General features: G+C 60.0%; 17 protein-coding genes and 3 pseudogenes. 10 read left to right on the top strand and 10 right to left on the bottom strand.

Annotation, left to right across the window (positions count from 1 at the left end):
* Positions 1 to 134 precede the first annotated feature (134 nt).
* The 7 genes from ABB30_RS01595 to ABB30_RS01625 all read left to right on the top strand — a co-directional run bounded on the left by ABB30_RS01595 (position 135) and on the right by ABB30_RS01625 (position 6,023).
* Positions 135 to 1,091: a DUF932 domain-containing protein gene (locus ABB30_RS01595; protein WP_057636505.1), complete on the top strand. Its 957-nt coding sequence runs from the start codon at positions 135 to 137 to the stop codon at positions 1,089 to 1,091.
* Positions 1,091 to 1,600 (top strand): JAB domain-containing protein, encoded by a 510-nt coding sequence (locus ABB30_RS01600; RefSeq protein WP_425477366.1) that lies wholly within the window; start codon positions 1,091 to 1,093, stop codon positions 1,598 to 1,600. Before ABB30_RS01595 ends, ABB30_RS01600 begins: the two co-directional genes overlap by 1 nt.
* Positions 1,601 to 1,722: 122 nt before the next feature.
* On the top strand, positions 1,723 to 2,712 hold the full coding sequence (locus ABB30_RS01605; RefSeq protein ID WP_057636507.1) for a YqaJ viral recombinase family nuclease: 990 nt from the start codon (positions 1,723 to 1,725) through the stop codon (positions 2,710 to 2,712).
* Positions 2,706 to 3,593, top strand: a complete 888-nt coding sequence (locus ABB30_RS01610; RefSeq protein ID WP_057636509.1) for a recombination directionality factor — start codon at positions 2,706 to 2,708, stop codon at positions 3,591 to 3,593. Before ABB30_RS01605 ends, ABB30_RS01610 begins: the two co-directional genes overlap by 7 nt.
* A gap of 326 nt (positions 3,594 to 3,919) precedes the next feature.
* The gene (locus ABB30_RS01615; protein ID WP_057636511.1) at positions 3,920 to 4,225 is read left to right on the top strand and encodes a helix-turn-helix transcriptional regulator; all 306 of its coding nucleotides are present in this window, start codon (positions 3,920 to 3,922) and stop codon (positions 4,223 to 4,225) included.
* Entirely contained in the window at positions 4,225 to 4,569 is a 345-nt protein-coding gene (locus ABB30_RS01620; protein ID WP_057636513.1) for a hypothetical protein, read from the top strand. Before ABB30_RS01615 ends, ABB30_RS01620 begins: the two co-directional genes overlap by 1 nt.
* Entirely contained in the window at positions 4,566 to 6,023 is a 1,458-nt protein-coding gene (locus ABB30_RS01625) for a YfjI family protein (RefSeq protein ID WP_083489619.1), read from the top strand. The genes ABB30_RS01620 and ABB30_RS01625 overlap by 4 nt, the downstream gene beginning before the upstream one ends.
* A gap of 126 nt (positions 6,024 to 6,149) precedes the next feature.
* On the opposite strand, the gene ABB30_RS01630 is transcribed toward ABB30_RS01625, so the two are convergent.
* From ABB30_RS01630 to ABB30_RS01665, 6 genes and pseudogenes are all read right to left on the bottom strand, one after another.
* Positions 6,150 to 6,875 (bottom strand): MobA/MobL family protein, encoded by a 726-nt coding sequence (locus ABB30_RS01630; RefSeq protein WP_057636516.1) that lies wholly within the window; start codon positions 6,873 to 6,875, stop codon positions 6,150 to 6,152.
* Between the two features lie 221 nt (positions 6,876 to 7,096).
* The gene (locus ABB30_RS16025) at positions 7,097 to 8,509 is read right to left on the bottom strand and encodes a hypothetical protein (protein WP_152980495.1); all 1,413 of its coding nucleotides are present in this window, start codon (positions 8,507 to 8,509) and stop codon (positions 7,097 to 7,099) included.
* A gap of 140 nt (positions 8,510 to 8,649) precedes the next feature.
* Positions 8,650 to 9,761, bottom strand: a pseudogene (locus tag ABB30_RS15550) (IS3 family transposase); the annotation flags it as partial.
* Positions 9,762 to 9,832: 71 nt separating this feature from the next.
* Positions 9,833 to 10,872: pseudogene (locus ABB30_RS15555) on the bottom strand (IS3 family transposase); the annotation flags it as partial.
* Between the two features lie 220 nt (positions 10,873 to 11,092).
* Positions 11,093 to 11,794: a LytR/AlgR family response regulator transcription factor gene (locus ABB30_RS01660; protein ID WP_057636524.1), complete on the bottom strand. Its 702-nt coding sequence runs from the start codon at positions 11,792 to 11,794 to the stop codon at positions 11,093 to 11,095.
* Positions 11,782 to 13,485: a histidine kinase gene (locus ABB30_RS01665; RefSeq protein WP_057636526.1), complete on the bottom strand. Its 1,704-nt coding sequence runs from the start codon at positions 13,483 to 13,485 to the stop codon at positions 11,782 to 11,784. The genes ABB30_RS01660 and ABB30_RS01665 overlap by 13 nt, the downstream gene beginning before the upstream one ends.
* A gap of 134 nt (positions 13,486 to 13,619) precedes the next feature.
* Here ABB30_RS01665 and ABB30_RS15565 point away from each other — a divergent pair, with 134 nt between their 5' ends.
* Entirely contained in the window at positions 13,620 to 15,257 is a 1,638-nt protein-coding gene (locus ABB30_RS15565; protein WP_245626394.1) for an alpha/beta fold hydrolase, read from the top strand.
* A 131-nt stretch (positions 15,258 to 15,388) separates the two neighbouring features.
* Here ABB30_RS15565 and ABB30_RS01675 read toward each other — a convergent pair whose 3' ends face one another.
* Positions 15,389 to 18,109, bottom strand: a complete 2,721-nt coding sequence (locus tag ABB30_RS01675) for a hypothetical protein (protein WP_152980496.1) — start codon at positions 18,107 to 18,109, stop codon at positions 15,389 to 15,391.
* The gene (locus ABB30_RS01680) at positions 18,106 to 19,176 is read right to left on the bottom strand and encodes an SIR2 family protein (protein ID WP_152980497.1); all 1,071 of its coding nucleotides are present in this window, start codon (positions 19,174 to 19,176) and stop codon (positions 18,106 to 18,108) included. Before ABB30_RS01680 ends, ABB30_RS01675 begins: the two co-directional genes overlap by 4 nt.
* Positions 19,177 to 19,713: 537 nt before the next feature.
* Here ABB30_RS01680 and ABB30_RS15570 point away from each other — a divergent pair.
* Positions 19,714 to 19,985, top strand: a pseudogene (locus ABB30_RS15570) (integrase core domain-containing protein); the annotation flags it as partial.
* A gap of 36 nt (positions 19,986 to 20,021) precedes the next feature.
* Here the strand turns inward: ABB30_RS15570 and ABB30_RS01685 are convergent.
* Positions 20,022 to 21,287, bottom strand: a complete 1,266-nt coding sequence (locus tag ABB30_RS01685; protein ID WP_337778018.1) for a tyrosine-type recombinase/integrase — start codon at positions 21,285 to 21,287, stop codon at positions 20,022 to 20,024.
* A 285-nt stretch (positions 21,288 to 21,572) separates the two neighbouring features.
* Here ABB30_RS01685 and ABB30_RS01690 point away from each other — a divergent pair, with 285 nt between their 5' ends.
* Complete coding sequence (locus ABB30_RS01690; RefSeq protein ID WP_057636532.1) at positions 21,573 to 21,971, top strand: DUF6165 family protein; 399 nt, start codon at positions 21,573 to 21,575, stop codon at positions 21,969 to 21,971.
* Positions 21,972 to 22,035: 64 nt separating this feature from the next.
* On the opposite strand, the gene ABB30_RS01695 is transcribed toward ABB30_RS01690, so the two are convergent.
* On the bottom strand, positions 22,036 to 23,094 hold the full coding sequence (locus ABB30_RS01695; protein ID WP_057636534.1) for a glycosyltransferase family 9 protein: 1,059 nt from the start codon (positions 23,092 to 23,094) through the stop codon (positions 22,036 to 22,038).
* Between the last annotated feature and the right edge of the window lie 5 nt (positions 23,095 to 23,099).

Genomic DNA, 23,099 nt, shown 5'->3' on the forward strand with positions numbered 1-23,099 from the left:
CGGTTGCTCGGTGTGCTCTGTCTTCGGGCAGTGAAGACATCGAACCCTTTAATTGATACTGCATTGGCATACGCACAAGGCCCGGCATCGTCCGGGCCTTGTGCGTTTGTGCCATAAGAAGCGAGGAAAATACGATGCATCTGGTTGAAACGATGGCTTATGCGGGTGCTAAGCCGTGGCATGGTCTGGGCAATAAGCTTGAACAGCACCAGCCCATTGAGGTCTGGAAGCGTCAGGCAGGCATGGATTGGCAGATCGAGGACTCCGAGGTCCGCTTCATCACCGGTAGCAATGCCATCGGTGCCATCCATTCCTTCCCGGAGCAGAAGGTTCTGTATCGCTCCGATACCAGGGAGCCGCTGGCTGTCGTCTCCAAGCGGTTCAAGGTTGTCCAGCCGGGAGAGATCCTGGAGTTCTACCGTGATCTGACGCATCACAGTGGCTTTGAACTGGAGACGGCGGGGGTGCTCAAGGGTGGCAAGAAGTTCTGGGCCATGGCTCGGACGGGCCAGAGCACTTCGCTGAAGGGGCGTGACCGGGTGGATGGCTATCTTTTGCTTGCTACTGCCTGTGACGGCACGTTGGCCACCACGGCGCAGTTCACCTCGGTGCGCGTGGTGTGCAACAACACCTTACAGATCGCTCTGGGAGACAGCAGTGGAGCCATCAAGGTCCCGCACCGCAGTCAGTTCGACCCGGATGCTGTGAAGCGCCAGTTGGGGATCACCGTCTCGACCTGGGACAACTTCGTGTCTCGCATGAAAGCCCTCTGTGACCGTCCAGTTGACCCCGATACGGTCGATGGTCTGTTGCGACGGGTGCTTACCTACCAAGGCCAGGGCACCACCGCTGAGGTCGTCAACGAGCAGGCGCTGGCCAGTGTCCGTGCCCTGTATGAGGGCGGCGGTCGTGGCGCGTTGTTGCCTTCCAGCCGTGCAACGGCCTGGGGCGTACTCAACAGCGTCACGGAGTACGTTGACCACCACCGACGAGCCCGTAGCGATGATCACCGCCGTGATGCGGCATGGTTCGGTGCTGGAGCTCAGCTCAAGCAGCGCGCGTGGGATGAAGTGATGAAGTTGGTGGCCTGATGGAAGCGCATGCCTATCACATGACCACATCAGGGGCCGGATCCAATGAGGAGGAGAGCAGGATCCGGGTACGTGAGGACAGGACGATTGCGAGGGCGCTGCAGATCCTGCAGAAACGGGCATCGTTGCCAGGGGAAGTGCTGGGAGGAGCAACCCAGGGTGCATTGTTCTTCCGGCTACGTCTGGGGGGCGAAGACCGCGAGCATTTCGAGGTCGCCTTTCTCAACACGCAGTTCCAGCTCATCGCAGTTGAGCGGCTTTTCTCAGGGACGATTGATGCAGCGGAGGTCCATCCTCGGATCGTGGTTCAGAGGGCACTTGCCCACAATGCATCGGCGGTACTCATGGCTCACAACCATCCAAGCGGTAGCTTGCAGCCATCTGCGTCAGATCGGGCAGTCACGGCGCGGCTGAAGGCTGCCTTGGACACCGTGGACGTGAGGCTGTTGGACCACTTCGTCGTAACCACTCATGAGGTGGTCTCGATGGCCTCTCAAGGCATGGTCTGACAGACCTGCAGCGAGCAGTGCTGTCGCTTCGCTCATCCATCTTGCCCACATCGATAGCTTGAAATGAAAGACCTGACCAAGGCCGCCCATCAAGGCGGCCTTTTTTATTCTGGAGATTGCCAATGAGCAAGCACACCGCGTTGCGTTTGGTTGATACGCGTTCACTGGATCGCCAGCAGTGGCTGGAGGTCCGCAATGGCGGCATCGGTAGTTCGGATGCCGCCACGGCCGTCGGGTTGAACCCTTACAAGAGCCAGCTGGAGCTGTGGCAGGAGAAGACGGGCCGCAAGCCAATGGAAGAGATCCCCCCTGGACAAGAGGATCCCCGCTACTGGGGAACCCTGCTCGAACCCATGGTGGCCACGGCCTACCAGGAGCGCACGGGGAACCGGGTACGCCGGGTCAACGCCGTTCTGCAGCATCCGACCTTCCCGCACATGCTGGCCAACCTCGATCGAGAGGTAATTGGTTCCCCGGCGGTCCAAATTCTTGAGTGCAAGACAGCAGGGGAGTTCGGCTCTCGGCTGTGGAAAGACGGGGTTCCCGAGTACGTGCAGCTGCAGGTACAGCATCAGTTGGCAGTGACGGGGAAGCAGGCAGCAGATGTGGCAGTGCTGCTGTGCGGCCAGGCGCTAAGGATCCACCGTATTGAGCGAGATGAAGAGATCATCAGCCGCCTGGTGGTATTGGAGGCCCGGTTTTGGGAGCACGTCATCAATGACATTGAGCCACCAGCCGATGGCTCGGAGTCAGCGGCCAGGGCGTTGCGGAGCTTGTACCCAGGCAAGGATACCGTTGTCGATTTCAGTCAGGACCAGGAATTGGTCGAGACCTTCACCAACCTGGTCTCGTTCACTGAGGCAGTTGCCGAGCAGGAACAGCAGGTAGAACTGCTCAAGCAGACGCTGCAGCAAGCTATGGGGGACGCTTCCATTGCCCGGTTCGGTTCACTGGGAGAAGTCATCTACCGCCGTAGCAAGGATGGCACGTCACTGGATACCAAGCGGCTCGCAGCCGAGCACCCGGAGATCGCTGCGGCCTACACGGTAGTCCGTCCGGGATCGCGCCGATTCCGGATCAACACCACGATCAAAGAGGTCACATCATGCTGAAGGGACTGGCCATAACGCCGCCCGTGATTGGGCGTATTTCCATTGGCCGGGTAGTAGAGCGCAATGGCAAGCGGCTACCTGAGAAGGACGATCAGTTCACCCTCACCAGCCAGGTACAGAACCGGGGGGGCTGGGTGCTGCACCCGTTGGATGAGGAATTGCGGCAGGCATCGGACGGTAACAAGCTGAGGTCTATTCCAGTGCGCCTGCTCTTCGACGATCCAACCCTGAACCTCCGGGCTGACTACTCGCTGTTCAATCGCGAGAACGGAAGACCGCTGTGTGTAGGCAACGGAGACACCTGCCGGCGAGCTGGCCCTGAAGGCATGGAGACGTTGCCTTGTCCTGGTCCGGGTGGGTGCCAGTTTGCCAGTGGTGGCTGCAAAGCCTATGCCCGCTTGAATGTGGTCATTGGGGACGGGGAGGGGGATGCGATGGGTAGCTTTGTTCTGCGCACCACCTCCTACAACACCATCCGCACACTGGCAGCACGGCTGCACTACCTCAGTGCAGTGTCAGGTGGCCGGCTGTCTTGTCTGCCGCTCGAGCTGAAGCTGCGGGGCAAGTCCACGACGATGAGCTATCGATCAGCGATCTACTACGTCGATCTGGTGGTTCGGAGCGGGCTGACGCTCGAACAGGCTGTCGCAGAGGCGGTTGAGCGACACGCAACAAGAGCTGCAGCGGGCATCGACCAAGCGGCCCTGGATGAGGCGGCGAGACAGGGCTTCGCTAACGGGGCCTTCGAGGACTTGGATGAGGACGTGCCGGCTGTGGTCGAGGAGTTCTATCCGTCAGGTCACGGCGAGGTTGAACAGGCTCCTGCGAACGGAAGTCTCAAGGACAGACTGGAAGCGCAAGCGTCTCGGTTGGTGTCGTAGGAGAGCAGTACCGGTACGGATCTGTATCAGGTACGGACAAGAGGCAGTTCAGGTCCTGAGCGGACATCGGATGGAACGGACCGGTTTGTGGGCGCAAAGGACGAGACATGCCAGGGAGCGAAAGCTCCCTGGCTTTGTAAGTACATGATTTTTTTATGGAATGAGTACATTCGTGCGGTTACGGGTAGTGACCAGATCAAATCTTGATTTTTTTTGCATGGCTCAGGGAGACCTGTTCGGTTGAAATCTCCTCCACTGGAGCACGGCTCCAGTCAGGAACCGGCCGTTTTCCTACACACGTACTTTCACAACGTTTAGGAGTCAACATGCAGCACAAGATGAATGGCCTGCGCCACGGCGCGGACAAGAGCCCGACTTTGTCCAATGTGAACCAGACGGAATGCAAGGCCGGCTGGCCGGATAGCCCGACGCTGCGCTTGAAGGAGCTGATCAAGCTGCTGCGTGTCAGCAGGAGCAAGGCCTACGAACTCATGAAGTCCGATCCGGACTTCCCGAAGGGCATTCCGCTTTATGACAGCGAACTGTCCCCGAAGTTCTACTGGACGCATGAGGCCATGGCATGGGCTGAAGGGCGTGCCGTCAAGTTCCGCCGTGCGAAGGAGGCGAAGTGATGATGACTAATTTCGTGAGCCACACCTCGCCGCTTGACGCACTCACGCACGCTCTGGGTGAGCAGTTGTCCAAGGGGAAGAACAAGCTTGAGCAGGATTTCAGGGAGGCCTATCCGATCCTGGAAGAGCACATAGCAAGGAAGATGCGCAAGAAGGTCTTGGTAGATCAGTTCAATGCTGCGTACAAGCATGAGCTGAACCTGATTCAGTTCCGAAAGCTGCTCAAGGAGGAGCGTGCTCGTCGCCATGCGGAGGGCGATGCTGCTCGGTGCCAGAGCTGTGGCCATCTGTTGGTCGAGGCTGAAGAGCAGACCGCGTTTGGCGCGGCAGAGGAGGATGCATGATGACTACCCATTGGCAGCGTTATGCCCCCAAATATCCCCTGGAAAGCTTCCATCACATTGCGCGTGAGGCTGGTCTTGAGCTCTTCCGCAACGTGCAGGTTCCTGATGCCATGGTTGGCATGGGTCTCATCAATGCCATCTCGATGGCATGCCAGGGGCTGATTGATGTCAAGTTGCCGACGGGCCAGATCAGGCCCGTAACGCAGAACTTGATGCTTGTGGCTGAGTCAGGTGAGCGCAAGTCGACGGTGTTCGAGCTGCTGCAGGCACCTTTCCGCGATGCAGATACGAAGGCGATGACTGCGTTCAAGCAGCAGTCAGAGTCTTATGAGATCGAGCTTGGACTCTGGATGGCCAAGATGAAGGGCCTGAAGAGCGCGATCAGTAAAACGGTTGCCGGTGGTAAGTCTGTGGAAGCACTGGAGGCACAGATGAAGGAGTATGCAGAAAAGAAGCCTCTGCAGCCTCGCCTTCGTTGCTTCCTCAGGCAAGACATAACGGCCAAGGCCATCATGGAAGCTGTGCAGGGTGATGGTGAATCGATCGCCATCACGACTGATGAAGGTCACATGCTGTTCAAGAGCGAAGCAATGGCGAATGTGGGCCTGCTCAATCGTCTCTGGGATTCGCCAGGAATGATGCCGTTGGATCGTGCGGAGAACGAGCATCTGATTGCGATGAATCCGCGCGTTTCTGTGAGCATCATGACCCAGTACGAACCGTTCAAGCAGTTCCTCAATAGGCGAGGCTCTGTTGCAAAGGGGAGTGGACACTGGGCACGCTATTTGGTTGCGTGGCCTCGCTCCATGATGGGCTACCGGCGAATCGAGGACGTAGAACCGGTGTGGGAGCATTTGCCGGCATTCCATGAGCGAATCGCGGAGCTGTTGTTCAAGTATAAGGAGCGGTCAGCCTCGGGCGCCATTGCTCGTGAAGTGGTGTGCTTCTCCATCGATGCTAGGGCACGCTGGGTAGAGTTGGCATCAGAAACTGAGTCTCTGCTGCGCGACGGGGAGTACTTGAGTGATATCAATGACTTCGCGGCAAAGATCATGGAGATCGTGGCACGACTCGCTGCATCGATGCAGTACTTCAGTGGAGAGGGCGGTGACATCACCCTCGATACGATCAATCGTGCCTTCGACATCGTTCGGTGGCATGTTGATGAGTACAAGCATCTGTTCTCGCCTGCGTTCGTGATGGCTCAGGACCAAGTTGATGCCCAAGCACTGGATAGTTATCTCTTCACGCGGTGGTGGCAGGGGCGTTATTCCGATACATACGCACCTAAGAATCAGATTTTGCGCTGTGGACCTGTACGTGACCGAGCAAGGCTGAATGCAGCTATCTCGGTTCTTGAAGGCCAGGGAGCAATTCAGATCTGCAGTGGGTACCGGGACAAGAGGACGTATCTGCTCTTGATGAATAACTACTTCGATCGGAGGGCGCTGTAAGCGGTCTTTATACCAAGGGAGCCCCGGCGATAGGCCGGGGCTTTTTTGCTGTGGTCAGTAGGTGCCATTGCGATTCTGCGACTTTGTCGCATAATCACTGGGTGAGGTACTGGCCTCTACCCGGTTTTAAGTGACTGAAGCTACCTGCGCTTCTTTACGGCATTGAGCATACTGTGACTTCTCTGCATCTGCCATCTCCTTGACGAAGCGTTGACCGAGGTGGCGCTCCGGTGACCTGGTAATGCCCTGGTCGCGCAAGCTGCGGTGGTCTACACGGGCGGAGTATCCGTTCTCAGCAAGGAACTGATTCTGGGTGTCCGCTACAAGCTTTCGCTGTGCAGTCACCTGCTGCTTCAACTCCATTGGGCTCTTTCCGCCACTATCCTTGCGGCATCCGCCTGCGGAAGGGTTCTTGGCGTTGTAGCGGGCGAAGGTCTGTTCAGGTGTACGGGGGATGCCATCAGGCAGTCTGTCCGAGCACATCAGATGGATGTGCGGGTTCGGATCGCCACCGAGTTTTCCTTCAGGTGCATGGAGCGCGTACTGGTACGGTTTAATTCCTGCCAGGTTCTTTGCGAGCCGTTCGGCAAGTTCGTTCTGTTGTTGGGTGCTGAGCTCACTCGGTAGTGCGATTTCATGCTCACGGTAGACTGCTCCATTGGCGCGCTCATGCTTGTCAGCAATGCTCCAGAAATGTTTCGGATCGTTGTCCGCCCATTCCGGCATGTTCCCGTGTCCTGTATGGACAAGGTCTTTCTTGTCACTATGTGATCCCTGTCTCTCGATGTAGTTGGCGTGCCTGCGAGCACTTCCTTTCTTGCCGCTTTTGATGCTGTAGTGGAAGCTTGCCATTGATGTATCACCCTTTCTCCATGAGGAATAAAAAAAGGCCGTCGAGGGAATTCTCGACGGCCACTGTGGAGATGAGTTGTTGCATAAACTTAATAGTTCAGAAGAAAGGGTAAGTGCGCGTGCTCTTTCTCTCTCTATCCGATGCATCAGTTAATTTCTGTTCTGTGCTATCGGACTGCGTTTTCCATCTCCATAGAGATAAGGGTATATTCAGTTAAAATTTATTTATCGTGATTCAGGTGTTTGATCGCGATGTCCTTGGCCATATCCATGCAGACGTAGTTCATCGCTATCACACCCGTGACAAAGCCGACAATGTCGTTGACCTCAACTAGGCGGAAGTAGGCCCTTAGACGAGAAATCTGGAGCTGCATCCAGGCGTGATGGCTCTGCGTTGTTCCTTGGAATGATGCTTGGAACTCATAGAATCGATTAAGGTAGATCTGAATAACGCCCTGGTGCTGATGGGGATCGTTCTTCCTAAATCCCTTGTCATAGAGCCTCTGTGGATCCTTTCCTTGTTCACTTTGTCCGTGCCAATACGGCTTGTAGTCATCACCTGCCTCTTGCTGATACCGGAACGAGCACAATGCAGCCACGATGTCATGAATGGAGATGACCTGGGCATCGGGATCACAGCAGTCGAATGAGCGGTAGGCATGTGAGGTCAGAAGTGCTCTGGACCTGACTGTATTTTTCTTCAATAGTAACGGTGATGTGTCAAAGCCGGTGGCAGCCTTCACCAAGGCTGCAACTTCCTTAGGCCAGCCAAAGACTAGATGGTGAAAATTGTTGACAGAGAAAATCTTCGTCGAAGGGGAATGGTGGGCGTTGGCTTCCTTGCGCAATATTCGAAAGAATTTCTCCATGATTTCCTTAGTTTGCCCGATTTCTTTTTTGATTCGGGTTTCATTAAGGTGTAGTGGATAGTGATGGACGAAGTGTCGGAATGCTAGCGTTTCTAAATATATGAATAGAGCTTCATGCGCATGTGTTTTCAAATCTGAATTTCGACGCACGCCTAATGAATTCAAAAGCTTTGAAAGCTTGGTATACGCGCAAGCAAGTGTATAGTCATCGCCGCGTATTGAGCTCGTTAGGATATGTCTTGCTTCATCGTTGGCGCGCTCGGAATGTAACAGAAGTTTTTCCGCTGAGGTGTGTAGCTCCTTGTTGCCAAGCATGTTGTAGAAGAGCCTCAGCTTCGCGGGGTCAACTTCTATGGATAAATTGTTCGTAAGTAAATTAATTATTGCTGCGGCATTCTTGTCTCGTGGTATGGTCGTGCCTGTGCTGAACTCCATCGTCGCTTCGCCCTCGCTTGGCGGAGCAATTAAATTAAGTAGATGCTTTCCGCTATTAGCGTCTGTCACATACAGCAGCTTGATGGTTTTTAAAGTCGAGAAAGGCATCCTTTGGGTACTGTCTTTTACCTTGACATCAATAGCTTGTTCTAGGAAATCGAGCGTCCTCCGTAGATCTCTTGCTGCTATCGGCTCGCCACCTTTCTTGATGTACTGAGCGTTGAGCTCATTTATAAGGCTTCCAAGGGTGCTTGTTTCCTCACTTGCCCTGAAGTCGAATACTGACTTATCTTTCTCGAACTTGCTCTGCTCCGTGAGCCTCTTGGTCATCATTCAACCTTCTTTGTTGGTAAAGCATTTAAATTTTGGATTCAATATTAATGTGTGCCATCGTCAAATCCAATGTTTTGATCTGCGAACGAATGTAATGACCCGCCGGTTTCTGACCAATTGCGTAAGCTTCCCCGGCAAGTAGACACTTCAGAAGTAGAACCTTCGACGTACTGGTTGCGGTACTCGACCGGACTCATGCCGCCAAGCGAATCGTGAGGTCGCTCTTCGTTGTAATTGATCATCCACCAGTAGGTGGCTTCGCGTACATCGTCGAGACGGGCGTAGAGATTTCGGTCGAGAACTTCTTCACGGAAGGTGCGATTGAAGCGTTCGATGAAGGCGTTCTGATTGTGTTTGCCTGGCTGGATGTACTGCAGAGCTACCCCATTGGCCTTGAGCCAGCTGGTGAATACTTCCCCCAGAAATTCCGGCCCGTTGTCCGACCGTACAACTTGCGGCAAGCCATGGGTACGCTTTAGCTGCTCAAACACACGCACCAGCCGCTGTGAGTTGAGTGAGGTATCCACTTCAATGTGTACCGCCTCACGGTTGAAATCATCCAGCACGTTGAAGGTGCGGAACCTGCGACCACAAGCCAGTGCATCGCTGGTGAAATCGACCGACCAGACCATGTCTGGCAACCTCGGCACGTACAGCGGTACACGTTCGCGTTTGGGCAGGCGTCGTTTGGCTGCACGCCGCAAGTTGAGTTTCATGGCCTTGTACACACGGTAGATCCGTTTCGGATTCCAGGCCGGTTGCTGCTTGCGCAGGTGGTCGCTGCACTTCCAGAAACCACGACTGGGATGGGCCTCAACGTATCGCGTGATCTGCGTGATCAGCTCGGCATCGCGCACGGTCCACTCCACAGGCGGTGCGTACCATGCAGCCCGCGATAGCCCGGCGTATGCACACGACCGGCGCAGTGGCAGCGCATGGACCTGGACAAGGAACTGCACTGCTTCACGCTTATGCACCGGCCCTAGAATTTTTTTGCGATCAAATCCTTCATCGCCGCGTTGTCGAGCGCCAGCTCGGCATACATCCGTTTGAGCTTGGCGTTCTCGGCCTCCAGCTCCTTGACCCGTCTCAACTCGGAGGCCTCCAGGCCGCCGTACTTGCTCTTCCATTGATAGTAGGTCGCTGTGCTGATCCCAGTCTGGCGACAGATGTCCTTGACTGGCACGCCTGCATCGGCCCGTTTGAGCGCGGCGACGATCTGCGTTTCGGTGAACTTTGATGTGCGCATGAAACCTCCTGACTGGGGAAAGATGCCAGAAAGTTCTACTTATGGGATGCCTGCCGATCGGGGGAGCTTACGGCGGCATCGAGTGTTGGATACGTTGTGCGATATATCCGCTCGCGCTTGAGCAATCCGAAGAAGCCCTCGCAGGCTGCATTGTCGCCACAATGCCCCACAGCACTCATCGAGCAGAGCAGGCCATTGGCGGCCAGGTAGCCCTGGTAATCGCCACTACGAAATTGACTGCCGCGGTCGGAGTGCAGGATCAGCGGATGCCGCTCCTGCCGTTGCCAAACCGCCATCTGCACCGCTCTGATCACCATCTGCCGGTCCTGCCGATGATGCATGGACCAGCCCACAATGCGCTGATCAAACAGATCCAGCACGACGCATAGATACAGCTTGGCCTGCTGGGTCTTGATCTCGGTGATGTCGGCCACCCACTTGGTTTCCGGCTCCAAGGCGCTGAAATCACGCTCCAGCAGGTTGCGCACGCCCGGCGGCGTCAGTGCCGGTTGGGCGCGCTGACCACGCCGTTTCGGGCGTGGCCAGCCCTGAAGGCCGGCTACCGCCATCAGCCGGGCAACCCGGTTCCGACTGGCCATCAACCCTTCCTCGACCAGATCCTCCTGCATGCGGCCGGCACCCAGCGTGCCCCGGCTGTCCTGGTGCAGCGCATGGATACGGCCCAGCAAGCGCTCGTTGTCGCGCTGGCGGGCACTGGGCAGGCGCTTGCTCCAGTCGTAGTAGCCACTGGTCGATACCCGCAGGCAGCGGCACATCAGGCGAGTCGGAAACTCATCGCGGCAACGTTCGATCACCTGATACCTCAGGATGATCCCTTGGCAAAGAACGTCGCCGCTTCTCGCAAAAAATCCCGCTCCTTGGTGATCCGGGCCAACTCGCGCTTGAGCCGGGCAACTTCCTCGTCACGCGGGCTACCGGTGCCAACAAAGGCGGCTTTTCCCACCGCCTGTGCCTCCCGCTTCCAGCGAGTCAGCAGGCTGTCACGGATGCCCAGCTCACGGGCTACCTGGGCGCAGCTGACACCTGGCCGACTGGCTTGCTCCACCGCGCCACGCTTGAACTCGGCACTGAACTTGCGACGCTTTGACATGAACACTCCTCATGGCCTCGATCGGCCTTCTTGTAAGTGTCCGTGAAAACGGGGGTGAACCCGGGGTAGAACCCGACCCACTGTGAAGGATGTCAGATCGATCGGTCGGCGAACGGTCTACAAGGCAGAAGTGCACTCGGGAAGGTCCTCGTCCGACCCAATCAAGGGCAGGTGAGTGCTGGGATTAGGGGACGTTATCGCGGGTAGGGCACCGGAAGCATCATTCGATGCCAAGCTCCCGCCGCAGGCCGGAAACATGAGCGCGGCCCACCGGCAGTTCCTTCCCATTCGCCATGACCAGCCAGTAGCGGCTGCCTGAGCCGGCATGCAGTGAGCGGACATGGCGCAGATTGACCAGGCAGGAGCGGTGGCAGCGCACGAAATCAGGCGGTAGCACGGCAGTCAGCGCGGCCAAGGACTTGTCATGCAGTTCGCTACGGCCATCAATCAGACGCACCTCGCTGTAGTCGCCGTCTGCACGGATCCAGAGCACGTCGGCCAGCTCGATCAGAGCCGTGCCATTTGCCCGCCAGATCCCAAGGTATCGCGAGAGCCCCGGGCGATAGCGGGCGGCGTCGAGCAGGCGATCGAGAGCCAGGCCGAGGCGCTCACGCGTGAACGGCTTGGGGACGAAATCCAGCACCCCGTACTCGAATGCCTGCAGGGCGCGCTCGCGATGGGCAGATACCACCACGCACTGGTAGCGTCCGGCCACCGCCTGTCGCAGCAGTTCGAAGCCGTCCTCGCCGCCGAGGTTCAGGTCAAGCAGCAGGCCCTCGTACAGGGTGCGCTGCAGCCGGTCGCCGGCCAGGTCCAGGTCTGCGACGGCATCGAAACGCGCCCGTCCGCCCGCCAGTTCACCGCACATGCGCAGCAGGCGCTCACGGATGAGCGGTTCGTCCTCGACGATCAGGATGCGCATGCCAACTCGATCCGACCGCACCAGTCCGCGCCGTCAGGGCCTTGGGCGAAGCGCCACCCGCCGGGGAAGGCGGCGTCCAGGCTGGCCTCGATGTAGCGCGTGCCGGTGCCTTGTCCGCGATGCGCCGCGGACCCAAGGGCGCTGCGCAATTCAAGCACCCTGCGCCCGTTCTCGCGCTGCACGCGCAGCCGGAAGGGCTGCTGCGTGCAGGCGCTGGCGCCGGCGTGGGTGAGTGCGTTCTCGACCTGGGCGTGGAGCACCCCTGGCGGCAGCAGAAAATCGATGTCGTCGACGTCGACCTCTAAGGCGATCGGCTGGCCCAGCGCCATGTTGACGATGTCCAGATGATTGCGGCACAGCGCGAGCTCGTCCTCCAGCGGAACCAGCGCGTGGCGACTGCTCTCGCGCAGGCGGTCGAACTGTTCTGCCAGCGACTCGACGAGACGGCTGGCACGCGGAGGTGCCTGCTCGATCAGTTCCTGCAGGCAGGTCAGCGTGTTCATGAGCCAGTGCGGCTGGATGCCACGCTGCAACAGCTGCAGCGAGAGCCGGGCACGCTCCTCGCGCAGCCGCGCATTGTGTCGGTCCAGCGTGCGCAGCCGCTCCGCATGGCGCAGCAGCAGGAATCCCATCAGGACCGCCAGCAGCAGGAAATACGGCCCGTCGAGGAATGCGCCGCCGGCGACCGGCATCGTCAGCGCAGCGACCAGCATCAGGACCAGGATCGGCCGGCGTTCCCCGTGTTCGCCCTGTGCGCGCCGCAGCAGCCATACGGAGGCCAACAGGCTCAGCAGCAGGGCAGTCGCTCCGCGGCCATCGAAGCTGGGCAGGAAGGCCACGACGCCGGCCAGCGTCGCCAGATAGGTGATGCGTGCAGCCACCGGCACGTCGACGTCGAAGCGCCGCGCAAGGTAGGCCGGCAACAGCACCGCCGCCGCCGCGTGCAGCGCCAGCAGCACGAACATGCGCAGGCCGTGCCATGGATAGGGATATCCGAACAGCGGACGCCAGGCTTCGACCACCGGCAGCGCGAGGCCGACGGCGCCCAGCGCGAGCAGCAGCGGAGCGCCGTGTACGCGCGGCTGTCCGCGCTGCGCCGCGAGGAAGTACAGGCAGGCGGCTGTGAGCGCACCTACGGCAAAGGCCACGATCAGCCATGGTCCTGCACGATGGAGGGGAGGACCCCCGACCGGCACGACCCGGAGCCCGGCATCGGTCGTGTCCATGCGCAGCCACTGATGGTGGCTCGATGCGAGAACGGTCAGCTCATCGGCGCCGGTGCGCCCGGATGGTGGCAGCACGCGGACGATGTCGATCAGCCCCGGCTGCTCCTCATCCCTGCTGCGTCCGACGATGCCGTTGGCAGCCAGCGGCTGTCCGTTCCAATAAGCTTGACTGGCGGCACGCAGCGACAGGTGCAGCAGGCGGCCGGCATCGTCCGCCGGGGCGGACAGGCGCCAGCGCAGCCAGTGGGGATCCTGCCACCCGGACAGCACGCCGGGATCGAGCGGCTGCCAGTCCAGATCGTCCGGTGGGCGTTCCGGCAGGCGGCCCGACATCGGCATCGTGGCGGGCGCCATCTCGGCGGACAGCACCTGCACGGCCACTGGACCATGCGACGCCGCCAGCAGCCAAGCGGCGACCATCATCACCAGCGCGGCAGGGGCGGCCAGGACCTTCGTGATCTTCATGCGCCATATCGTACTGGCCGCACGGAGACATTCGTCCCCTGCTTGGAGCCGTTGGGCGGACGGGGACGCCCTGACCTTCGGAGCAGCGTGGATGCTGGTGGAACGCCTTTGCATCCTTCCATCCGGAGCCCGTCATGCCCCATGTCCTGAGTGAGATTTCCAGACCGAGCCCCCGACCGCTGACGCTGCCCCTTCGCTGGATGGTGGCCTGCATGCTGTTCGTGGGGATGCTGCCGATGCATGCGAACGGCGCCGATACACCGCTGGAGTTCGCGCCTTACGCATTCGAGACCGAGCGACACGGCACGATCGACGCGCAGGTCGCGTTTCTGGACGTACCGCGTCGGCACGACGAACCGGACGGCCCACGCATGCGGCTGCGCGTCGTGCGCCTGCCGGCCACCGGTGGCGACGGCAGCGCCGCACCTGTGGTCTATCTTGCCGGCGGTCCTGGCGGATCCGGCGTCGGTACGGCACGCGGACCGCGCTGGCCGGTGTTCGACCAGGTCCGGCGCGAAACCGACGTCCTCCTGTTCGACCAGCGGGGCACCGGCCTCTCCGAGCCTCCGCCGCCGTGCCCGTACGTCCAGCGCTTCGACGATGCCACGCCCCTGGACCGCGAAGTCGCGCTGGCGGCGCTGAGCCACACGGCCGCCCGATGCATCGCCCATTGGCGGGAGGAGGGCGTCGACCTCGAGGCCTATACCACTGCCGAGAGTGCTGCCGACCTCGAGGACCTGCGGCGTGCGCTCGGCGTATCGCGGATCAGCCTGTGGGGCATGAGCTACGGCACTCACCTGGCCCTGGCAAGCCTCCGCCTGCACGGTGCGGGCATCGACCGCGTGGTGCTGATCGGCGTTGAAGGGCCCGACGACACCCTGAAGCTACCGCTGGCGGCAGATACGGTGCTCGCCGACCTTGCCCTTGTCGCCCGGGAGCAGGGGTTTGAAGACCTGACAGGAATGACCAGACGCGTGCTGGCCAAGCTGCGCCAGGAACCCGCACGAGGCCGCAGCCTCATGCACCGAGGCAGGGAAGTGACCTTCGGCGTCTACGACGCGCAGCTGGCGATCGCGGCCGCGCTCGGACGACGATCCACCCAGCAGATGCTGCCCCTGGTATTGCGTGATGCCGAAGCGGGGGACTACGACCTGCTGGCAAGCCTGGTGCTTGCGGTGCGGGAGCAGCTTGGCGAGTTCCGGGCGATGCCGCTGGCGATGGATGTGGCATCCGGTCAGAGCCCGCATCGACGCGCGATGGTCGAGGCTCAGGCAAAGGACAGCCTGTTCGGCGACGCGATGAACTTTCCCTTTCCGATGATTGGCGATGGCCTTGGGCTGGTGGATCTCGGCGAGGCGTTCCGTGCTCCCCTGCAGAGTGATGTTCCGGCGCTGTTTGTCAGCGGTACGCTCGATGGCCGCACGCCGCCGGCAAATGCCGAGGCGCTGTTGCCCGGCTTCAGTGATGCCGCTCATTTGCTCGTCCGCGGTGCCAGCCATGACGACGAACTGTGGTTAGGTAACCCTGAAATGGCCGCGCAGATCGCCGATTTCCTTGTGGGACGCCGCGTGAGCGATGCGGAACTGAAAGTGCATCCTCCGGCTATGGCGCAAGGAAAGCTGGGCTTGCTGATGCAAACAATGGGCATCGGTCGAGGAGCGGTGTGGGTTGGACTCGGGACGCTGGCGACACTGCTCGTGGTCGCCTTGGCGATCCTACGGCGATGGCGTCATGGCGCTCGGATCCGCAACGATGTGAGCGGGACGCCGTGACGGTTAGGGCTGGCTATCGGGGTAGGGCGGATGGCTGCTTTCGACCCTAAGCAGACATCTGTCACCCATCCAAACGCTCCCTAGTCGATCATTGTTGGAGGCGAGTAATTTTGTGGCATACATGACTCGGCCTATCGCCGACGCGCTACAGTCTCCAGCCGCCGAAACGCAGAATCTTGTACGAGCCTGCCGGCGGCGGATCGGATCTGATCCAGCGCCTCCGCCAGGTCCATAGGGACGACCGAGCCTTCAGCGGTGCCGATGCTAATGTTCAGCAGGCGCAGGAGCGCGGCTGCTATTTCAGGCGTACTGATGAATGCCAATCGGGGAGTGCCGTCAACGTCGCCCCCCAGTCCGAAGTCGGACATCGACCAGCAATCGAACGGCACGAGGAAGCGCTCGACCGCGTCGACCGCCTCGCTAAATGCCCGGCCTGCGGCGGCAGGCAAGTCTGCGAATGCCGCGCTAACACCGCGCGTGGCCAGCGAGCGCTCCTGCGGCCAGACGTTCTCGAGGAAAGGTGCGATGGCAAGGCGAAATATCTCGTCCGCGGACTGCCGCGGCCGAACCGTCGGATCCGTGGACATCCAACTTAGGAAGCGCTGCACCGTTTGTGCGGCATTGGCCCGCACTTCGTCATCTGCAGCCCGTAGCGTTTGCTGGACCTTCGCGTTCGCGATCACCGGATCCCTTCCTTCGCGGAAGGCGTGTAGGGATTCAAGCACTAGGCTGGACAGCAGGGAGCTTCGAGTCTCGCGCCCGAGTCGGCGGTCGGTTGCCCTGTCCGCGAACTGGTGGCCGATTACCTCCAACACCTTGGTGAACTGCGTGCGGCGCGCAATGGCGCGCCAAAGAGCTAGGGATTCCGCATCGTTTTCGGCCAGCGGCGCCACCAGGTTGCGCTTGGCCCATTCCTCGTCGGCCTTCAGGAAGTATGGAAGCTCTTCTATAAGTCGGTGCCGCCCAATCAAGCCTGACTTGCCGTCCGCCGCAATGATCGAATCACGCATGACGCGCAACGGTTCGTTCCTTTCGAAGGGATTCTCATCTCCCTGGATGGTGGGGCAGGAGGCAAGGAAGACGCCCACCAGCCGGCCCGTCGCCGTGTTGAGAGTGTCCAAGTCCGATGGTTCTTCTTCGGGACTAGATCCGACGATCTGGTTCAGATCAATCGTGTCAGTTTCGTCGGTCGTCTCGTTCGTGGCCGCCACCGCGATTGGCCAGAGCTTGATCCACACCGCCAATAGTGTTGGCGACTGCGTGACGACACGCTCCCACGACGAGATCCAGTGCGTGATTCCCTGGATTGCGGGCTCGACCGTCGCGGCAGGCAATAGCTCCAGCAAAGCTAGCACTCGATCGCCCGTGCGCCGGTGCTCCGGGGCTCCCTCGTTATCCCGATTCGGCGGATTGTGAGACCAGCCGAAACGATCCCATGTGTTGGGAAACTCGGCGCCGCCATCGCGAGCGGCCTCAAGTTCGGACAGAATCAGGCTGGCGTTATCGCCACTCCGGATCCAATCCGAAGCGCGCTCGGCGGGATCGTCGCTCCAACTGCTGCTAGCAGAGGCTAGCGCCCCCTCCAAGGCGCGCAGAAGCGCTTCACCGACAAGGTCGTTGAAGCGATCGTCAGGCTCGGGTTTGACCCATCGTGCTGTCCCGGAGGTCAGGAACCCGAACTGGATCGAGTTCATGTTCCTCAGCTCCTGGAACTCGTCCAGAAGCCCAGCCAGCCAACTCGCAGCTGATGCCGGGAGTCGACTACCGGCCACCTCTATGCGACGCAACTCGCGCGCCGCCCAATACTGCTGCGCGCCCTTGACACGGACGCGATCCGTGCCCCGTGGCCAGAACGTCCGCGGTGGCCCCCTCTTGATGCGGGCCACCATCCTGTTCCGTGCCTTCTCCGCAACGTCGTCGAAGCGAAGTGCGCGCAACTCGGCGATCTCTGGGAATGCATGAATATCCCAGAACGGTCGATCCTCCAATGCGGGCAGAGCTTCCGTCAATTCGTCGGCCGACGTGAGTTCTCCGACCTGCGAAAGCGAGGCCCAGAGCCGCAAATGAATCGGAGTCGACATCTGTTTCCAGCGGGACACAAACGCCCGCGCTTGTCCCGGATCGAGTGCACCTATCCTTTTCACAACAGCGTCGAGAAGCTTGACCGACGGCGCGATTCCATCGTGAAACTTGTCTACGTCCCAGTTGTATCCGTCTTCGTTTCGAACCTGGTAACCAACGTAGTGCAGCTGTCCAATCCGCCAGAACTTGTGGTCGCCCTCCCATCCCAACCTGCGCCCGAGGGCAATGCCGTAGTTCACTGCTCCTTCGATCGCTATGCCAAGTGAGGTGAGAAAATCGACCTCGTCGATACTATCGAGTCGATAGATGTCGAGATCAGCCAACTTCTGGCTACTGAGCGAGGCATGGAACAGATCCTCTACCCGGCGTGGGCGTTTGGAAGTCACTGCTTTGGGCCGTTCAGATCGTGCATCGACCTCAAGCCTCGGTTGCACTAAAGCGATGATGGCGGAGATCAGGGAGCCGGAGCGCTCGCCGGCAGCGATGCGTCGTTGTACACGGTAGGCATCGATTCCCGATGACTGCGGCAGTTCTTGATCCCAGCTTTCCTCAATCAGGCGCCATGCCGAGCGCCATGGTTCCTTGAGCTGTTTCGCATCCAGGAATTCCAGAGATTGCAGGACGGCGACGCGCTTGACGATCTCGTGTGGTTTGGACCTCAGCGCCCATTCGATAATCGGCCGTTCCGAAAGCCGCCCATGCAGAAACGCCATCAGCATCCGTACCGCATCGCGATCCCTGTCGTTCAATAGGGGCCAGTGGGGCTTCATGCTGACGCCTCGCTCTCTCGCTCCGAAGCGATCTCCGCGATGGCATCAAGCCAACCGGTGTCTGCTCCGGCTTTAGAGGCTAGACTGGAAATCCTTACGCGTTCGCTGGTGTTTCCGCGGCGAACCAAGTGGTCGAACAGGTCACGATCGGACTCGTCTGCGGCATTCCTTGGCGTCTTTACGATTCGCTTGACCTCGGCTTCAATCTTCCCGGGCCTTCCGTTTACAGCGGAGAGTTCGGCCCAGCGTTCCAGTAGCTTCAGAAGCGACTGGTGATGACCCTTGCTATCGTAGGCGATTGGCGTGATTCCACGGCCCTTCCAGTCTTCAACAAGAACCGGATCCGGCGTTTCGACGCCGACGAACGTGAAGCGCTCCTTGAGATCGTCGAAGCGTACTCCGTCGGCGGCAATGGCGTTCAATAGGTAACGCATCGGAGGGTCGTCGGCGCTATAGCCGATGAGCACGAGATGGAACAGCCGCGCTGCATCGTAGATGAAATCTGGCACGGTGCGCCTGCGCATGTAAAACTCGCCAAAATCCTGATCGGTAAAGACGAGATCAGAGGTTCTTCTGGAGTTGCGGTCCAAGGCGCCATGAATGTGAAGAATGCCCGCGAACTCGCCGCCTCGCCCCGGCCGAGGAATCCCACCAAGTGAGTACGTTTGCAGTTTTGCCTTCCCGCTAACCCCGCTCTGTAGCAGGAGGTCGAAGTTCGTGGTGACGATAGCGGAAGCGCCACCACGGTCGGCCAGTCGCATGAGCGCCTTGTGGATCGGGGCCGGCTTCGTCCCAGCGGCACGAAGGACTTCGGTGACCGTTGCTCTCACCCGACTCGTGCCGCTGGGTTTGTCGTCGATCCTGCGCTCAAGCATGCCTAGTACGACATCGTAGTCCCGCCGCTTGAATCTTTTGACTTCAGCGATTTGCTGGCTGGTCAGGCCGCTAAGGTCGCCGGGCTCGTCATCCTTGCTGCCGGTCACAACAGCATGCACGCCCGTGTCTAGCTTCGCGTAGACGTCGACCACCAGCTCGCGGAAGTCGGGCAACCCCGCGGGCTTGGACACACCGGCGCCGGCGATAAATAGAACGTGCCCTCGCGCGTGCGCGAGTAACAATCTCTCCGGCACGACGGGCAAACCGCTGCCAAGTGAGATCACTCGGTCCGGAGGCGGCGACTTCGCAGGAAAAACGAGAGAGGAACTCAAGACTTGTCGACTCAAGTCAACGGGTCGATTCGAATGTACAGGAAAATTCGCTGCCGCTAAAAAGAATTCTCATGCTTTCCACGTGGTTATATGGTCGCCCATGTCAGTACTATAACTTACCGCGACAGAGTGACGTCATCCCCTCGTTCGTGCGTCGCAGATCAGCCTGAAAGGATCAATAGAATCAGCACACTCCAAATCTGCTGTTCGCCGACTCTGTCGAATTTCCAACCGCACAACCTGCCGTTGCAAACGGCAGGAGTTGGCCGAAAGCGGACATCGGTGCCATGCCAAGAGTCCAACTGGCTGGCTGCTGTGACCACTTCGTTTGGCGGCGCTGTCCAACTGCTTGGTTGTTAGTAGCATGACCTGAGCAGGAACCGATGGGTCGCTACACAACTAGCCGAGGCCGGGGTCGAACTGTCGGCGGGCAGCGTGCACGATAGCTATGGCAGCACGCTGGCCGAGACGACCAATGGGCTGTACAAGGCCGAGGTGATCCATCGGCATTCGTGGCGCAATCGCGATCAGGTGGAGCTGGCCCCACGCTGGACTGGGTGTACTGGTACAACCACCAATGACTGCTGGGGCCGATCGGGAACATCCCGCCAGCGGAAGCCGAAGCGGCTTACTATCGGCAGCAAGCCGGTCAGGCCAAAGCGGCCTGACTCAAACCAAATGGCCTCCAAGAAAGTCGGGGCGGTTCAGTCCGGAGCAGGTCTGGGGAGGATGAAATCAGCCCATGCCTGCATCATGGGGCGTCGTTGCTCCAGCAGATCGGTGCGGTGATAGGCAGCTTCGACCTTGTTTTGGACAGTGTGGGCCAGCGCGCGTTCAGCAAGATCCCGAGCATAGCCTTCCTCGCTGCACCAGTCGCGAAAGCTTGACCGGAAGCCGTGCGCGGTGGCTATCCGCTTGTCGCTATCGCTGTGGGCCTTCAGGCGGCGCAATAGCGCAGTTAGGGTCATGTCCGAGAGGACTGTTCGGGAATGGATCGATGGGAAGACCAGATGATCGTGCTTGCCTACCTGTACCTGCAGCAAAGTGATGGCTTGCTCAGAGAGTGGGACTCGATGGGTCTGGCTGGCTTTCATGCGATCGGCAGGAATGATCCAGACTTTGTTGCGCAAATTGACCTCATCCCAAGTCATTCCCCTGACTTCGCCAGAGCGCGCAGCGGTCAAGATCAAAAACAGCAGCGCACGTTTGGTGACATCTAGCTCGTATGTATCCACCAGTCTGGTTTTGACAAACGCCGGGATGTCAGTCCAGGGCATGGCAGGTTGGTGCTCTTGTCGGACCGTCTTGCTGGGTTGTACCGGTAGCAGATGGGTGACTACATCCACAGGGTTGGCTTGGTTGAACCCGTGCGCCCAGCCCCAGGCCATCACGGCATGCAAACGCTGCTTTACCCGGGAAGCGGTCTCCGCTTTTTCCAGCCAGATCGGGCGCAAGACATCGGCCATATGACGGGGCTGAAGTTGGTCCATCGGCAAGGAGCCGATCTTGGGGAAGGCGTACTCGGTAAGCGTGTTGATCCACTGCTGGGCGTGCTTGGCATTCTTCCACCCTGGCTTGAGTTCGGCATGTACCTGTTCTGCCGCCTCTTGGAAGGTTGGCATCACGGGTGCAGCAACTGCGGGCGCCTTGGTCGCCAGGGGATCTTGCCCAAGTGCAATCTCTTCGCGCATTTCGCGAGCCAGCTTGCCGGCAAGGGCGATGCTCACATGCGGGTAGCTGCCGAGGCCTGCATTGCGGCGTTTGCCAGTGGTAGGGCTCACGTAGCGTAGGACCCACTTACCTTGCCCCTTCTTTGTGCGTGAAGGATGCAGGCTTAGGCCGGGGACTCCGCCGTGTGGCAGTGCTGTGCTCCCGGGAGTGGTGCTTCTGGCTTTGATGTCGGTAAGCAGTGCCATGGGTGTCTGGTATGCCATCTGGTATGCCATCCAGTATGCCATCTGGTATGCCATTTCGCGTTGGGTGGTGATGGGTGTTGCTGGACGGTGCTGGATGATGTCACTTGTAAGCCATTGAAACTAAATGGCAAATATATGTTATTTGCGATGCCACTGGATTTCCTTGGACGGATCTATGGCAGTCCCCCTCTCCGCCAGATACAAGAAACAAGCCGCCTTCGGGCGGCTTGTTTCGTTACGGGCCTGCCATGGCCGGATCGCATCGGTCGGCCATCCGTGGTGTTGGGCGTGGCGGCAGGCGGGCGCTAAACTGGCCCGGTCATCCTTTGAGTGTGTGTCATGTCCGAGATCCAGGTGCCCGTGTCCTTTGGTGAGTTGCTGGACAAGATCTCCATCCTGCAGATCAAGTCCGAGCGCATCACCGATGCAGCCAAGCTGGCCAATGTGCGGCACGAACTGCAGACCCTGGAGGCGACCTGGCAGGCGCATCCGGCGGCGGTGCGCGAGGTGTCCGGCCTGCGCGAGGAGCTCAAGGTGGTCAACGAGGCGCTCTGGGACATCGAGGATGCGGTGCGCCTGAAGGAGCGTGACCAGGCCTTTGATGCCGACTTCGTGGCCCTGGCGCGCAGCGTCTACCTCAACAATGACGAACGGGCACGGGTGAAGAAGGCGATCAACCTGGCCCTGGGCTCGGGCTACGTGGAAGAGAAGTCCTACCGCGATTACCGCGCCGGCTGATCACCAGGGCGTTGTGCACGAGGAAAAAAGGGCTGCCATGGGGCAGCCCTTTTGCATGGGGTTGTCAGCGGTGGCCGCCGGGATGGTCCTGGCAGTAACGCTGGAACGCGGCCAGGGTGTCATCGACGGTGATCAGGTCCATGACGCCGTCATGCTCGATCTTGCTGCCCCATTTCAGGGCGTGGCCGGGCTTGCCGGCAAACTTGCGCGCGGCATCGTCATAGCGGTTCACGCAGTAGCGGCGGTCCGAGTACGGGCCGCTGCGCTCGGGGTTGGTGGCCGCATGCAGGCCCAGCACCTTGGTGCCGACGGCATTGGCGATGTGCATCGGGCCCGAATCGGGGGTGGCCAGCAGGTTGGCGCGGGCCAGCAGGGCGGGCAGCTGCTTGAGGGTGTCGCGGCCGACCAGGTCCAGGATCGGCTGCTGTGCCTGCGCCAGGATGGCGTCGCTGACCTGGCGTTCCAGTTCACTTCGCCCGCCCACCAGCACCACGCGCCAGCCGTTTGCATTGGCGTGGTCGGCCAGGGCGGCGTAGCCGGCGGCGTGCCAGTTGCGCAGGGCATGGCTGGAGCACGGTGAAATGGCCAGTACCGGGCGGCCGTCGTCCTCCCATTGCGCCTGTGCCCAGTCGATGGCCGCCTGCGGCGTGGCCAGGTCCCAGCTGACCTCGGTCTGCTCCACGCCCAGTGGGCGGGCAAAGCGGCCGATTGCATCGAGCACGTGGCCGCCCTGGAAGGCGGGGATGCGCTCGTTGATGAAAAGCCCGTGCAGCTCCTTGGAGCGGCTGGCGTCATAGCCGATCCGGCGCCGGGCCGGGATGAAGCCTGACAGTACATTGGCGCGCAGGGAGACCTGCAGCTGCAGCAGTGCATCGAACGGGGACAGTGGCATCAGCTCCGCGCGCAGGGCGCGCATGCCGGCCAGGCCGGTCTTCTTGTCATAGGTGTGGAAGTGCACACCCGGCAGGCCTTCGAGCAGTTTGTGCCCGGCCTTGTCGATGATCCAGTGGATCGGCTGCTGCGCATTGGCCCGTTGCAGGGTGCGGACCAGGGGGACGACATGGGTCACATCGCCCAGTGCGGACAGGCGTAAAAGGCACAGGGGGGAGGACGATTGCTGCATGGTGT

Origin of the sequence: Stenotrophomonas ginsengisoli, from assembly GCF_001431485.1 — a bacterium.
Classification (GTDB): Bacteria; Pseudomonadota; Gammaproteobacteria; order Xanthomonadales; family Xanthomonadaceae; genus Stenotrophomonas; species Stenotrophomonas ginsengisoli.

Coding starts and splice junctions, on each gene's coding strand:
- ABB30_RS01595 (WP_057636505.1), top strand. CDS start 135: ATGCATCTGGTTGAAACGATGGCTTATGCGGGTGCTAAGCCGTGGCAT.
- ABB30_RS01600 (WP_425477366.1), top strand. CDS start 1,091: ATGGAAGCGCATGCCTATCACATGACCACATCAGGGGCCGGATCCAAT.
- ABB30_RS01605 (WP_057636507.1), top strand. CDS start 1,723: ATGAGCAAGCACACCGCGTTGCGTTTGGTTGATACGCGTTCACTGGAT.
- ABB30_RS01610 (WP_057636509.1), top strand. CDS start 2,706: ATGCTGAAGGGACTGGCCATAACGCCGCCCGTGATTGGGCGTATTTCC.
- ABB30_RS01615 (WP_057636511.1), top strand. CDS start 3,920: ATGCAGCACAAGATGAATGGCCTGCGCCACGGCGCGGACAAGAGCCCG.
- ABB30_RS01620 (WP_057636513.1), top strand. CDS start 4,225: ATGATGACTAATTTCGTGAGCCACACCTCGCCGCTTGACGCACTCACG.
- ABB30_RS01625 (WP_083489619.1), top strand. CDS start 4,566: ATGATGACTACCCATTGGCAGCGTTATGCCCCCAAATATCCCCTGGAA.
- ABB30_RS01630 (WP_057636516.1), bottom strand. CDS start 6,875: ATGGCAAGCTTCCACTACAGCATCAAAAGCGGCAAGAAAGGAAGTGCT.
- ABB30_RS16025 (WP_152980495.1), bottom strand. CDS start 8,509: ATGACCAAGAGGCTCACGGAGCAGAGCAAGTTCGAGAAAGATAAGTCA.
- ABB30_RS01660 (WP_057636524.1), bottom strand. CDS start 11,794: ATGCGCATCCTGATCGTCGAGGACGAACCGCTCATCCGTGAGCGCCTG.
- ABB30_RS01665 (WP_057636526.1), bottom strand. CDS start 13,485: ATGAAGATCACGAAGGTCCTGGCCGCCCCTGCCGCGCTGGTGATGATG.
- ABB30_RS15565 (WP_245626394.1), top strand. CDS start 13,620: ATGCCCCATGTCCTGAGTGAGATTTCCAGACCGAGCCCCCGACCGCTG.
- ABB30_RS01675 (WP_152980496.1), bottom strand. CDS start 18,109: ATGAAGCCCCACTGGCCCCTATTGAACGACAGGGATCGCGATGCGGTA.
- ABB30_RS01685 (WP_337778018.1), bottom strand. CDS start 21,287: ATGGCATACCAGATGGCATACTGGATGGCATACCAGATGGCATACCAG.
- ABB30_RS01690 (WP_057636532.1), top strand. CDS start 21,573: ATGTCCGAGATCCAGGTGCCCGTGTCCTTTGGTGAGTTGCTGGACAAG.
- ABB30_RS01695 (WP_057636534.1), bottom strand. CDS start 23,094: ATGCAGCAATCGTCCTCCCCCCTGTGCCTTTTACGCCTGTCCGCACTG.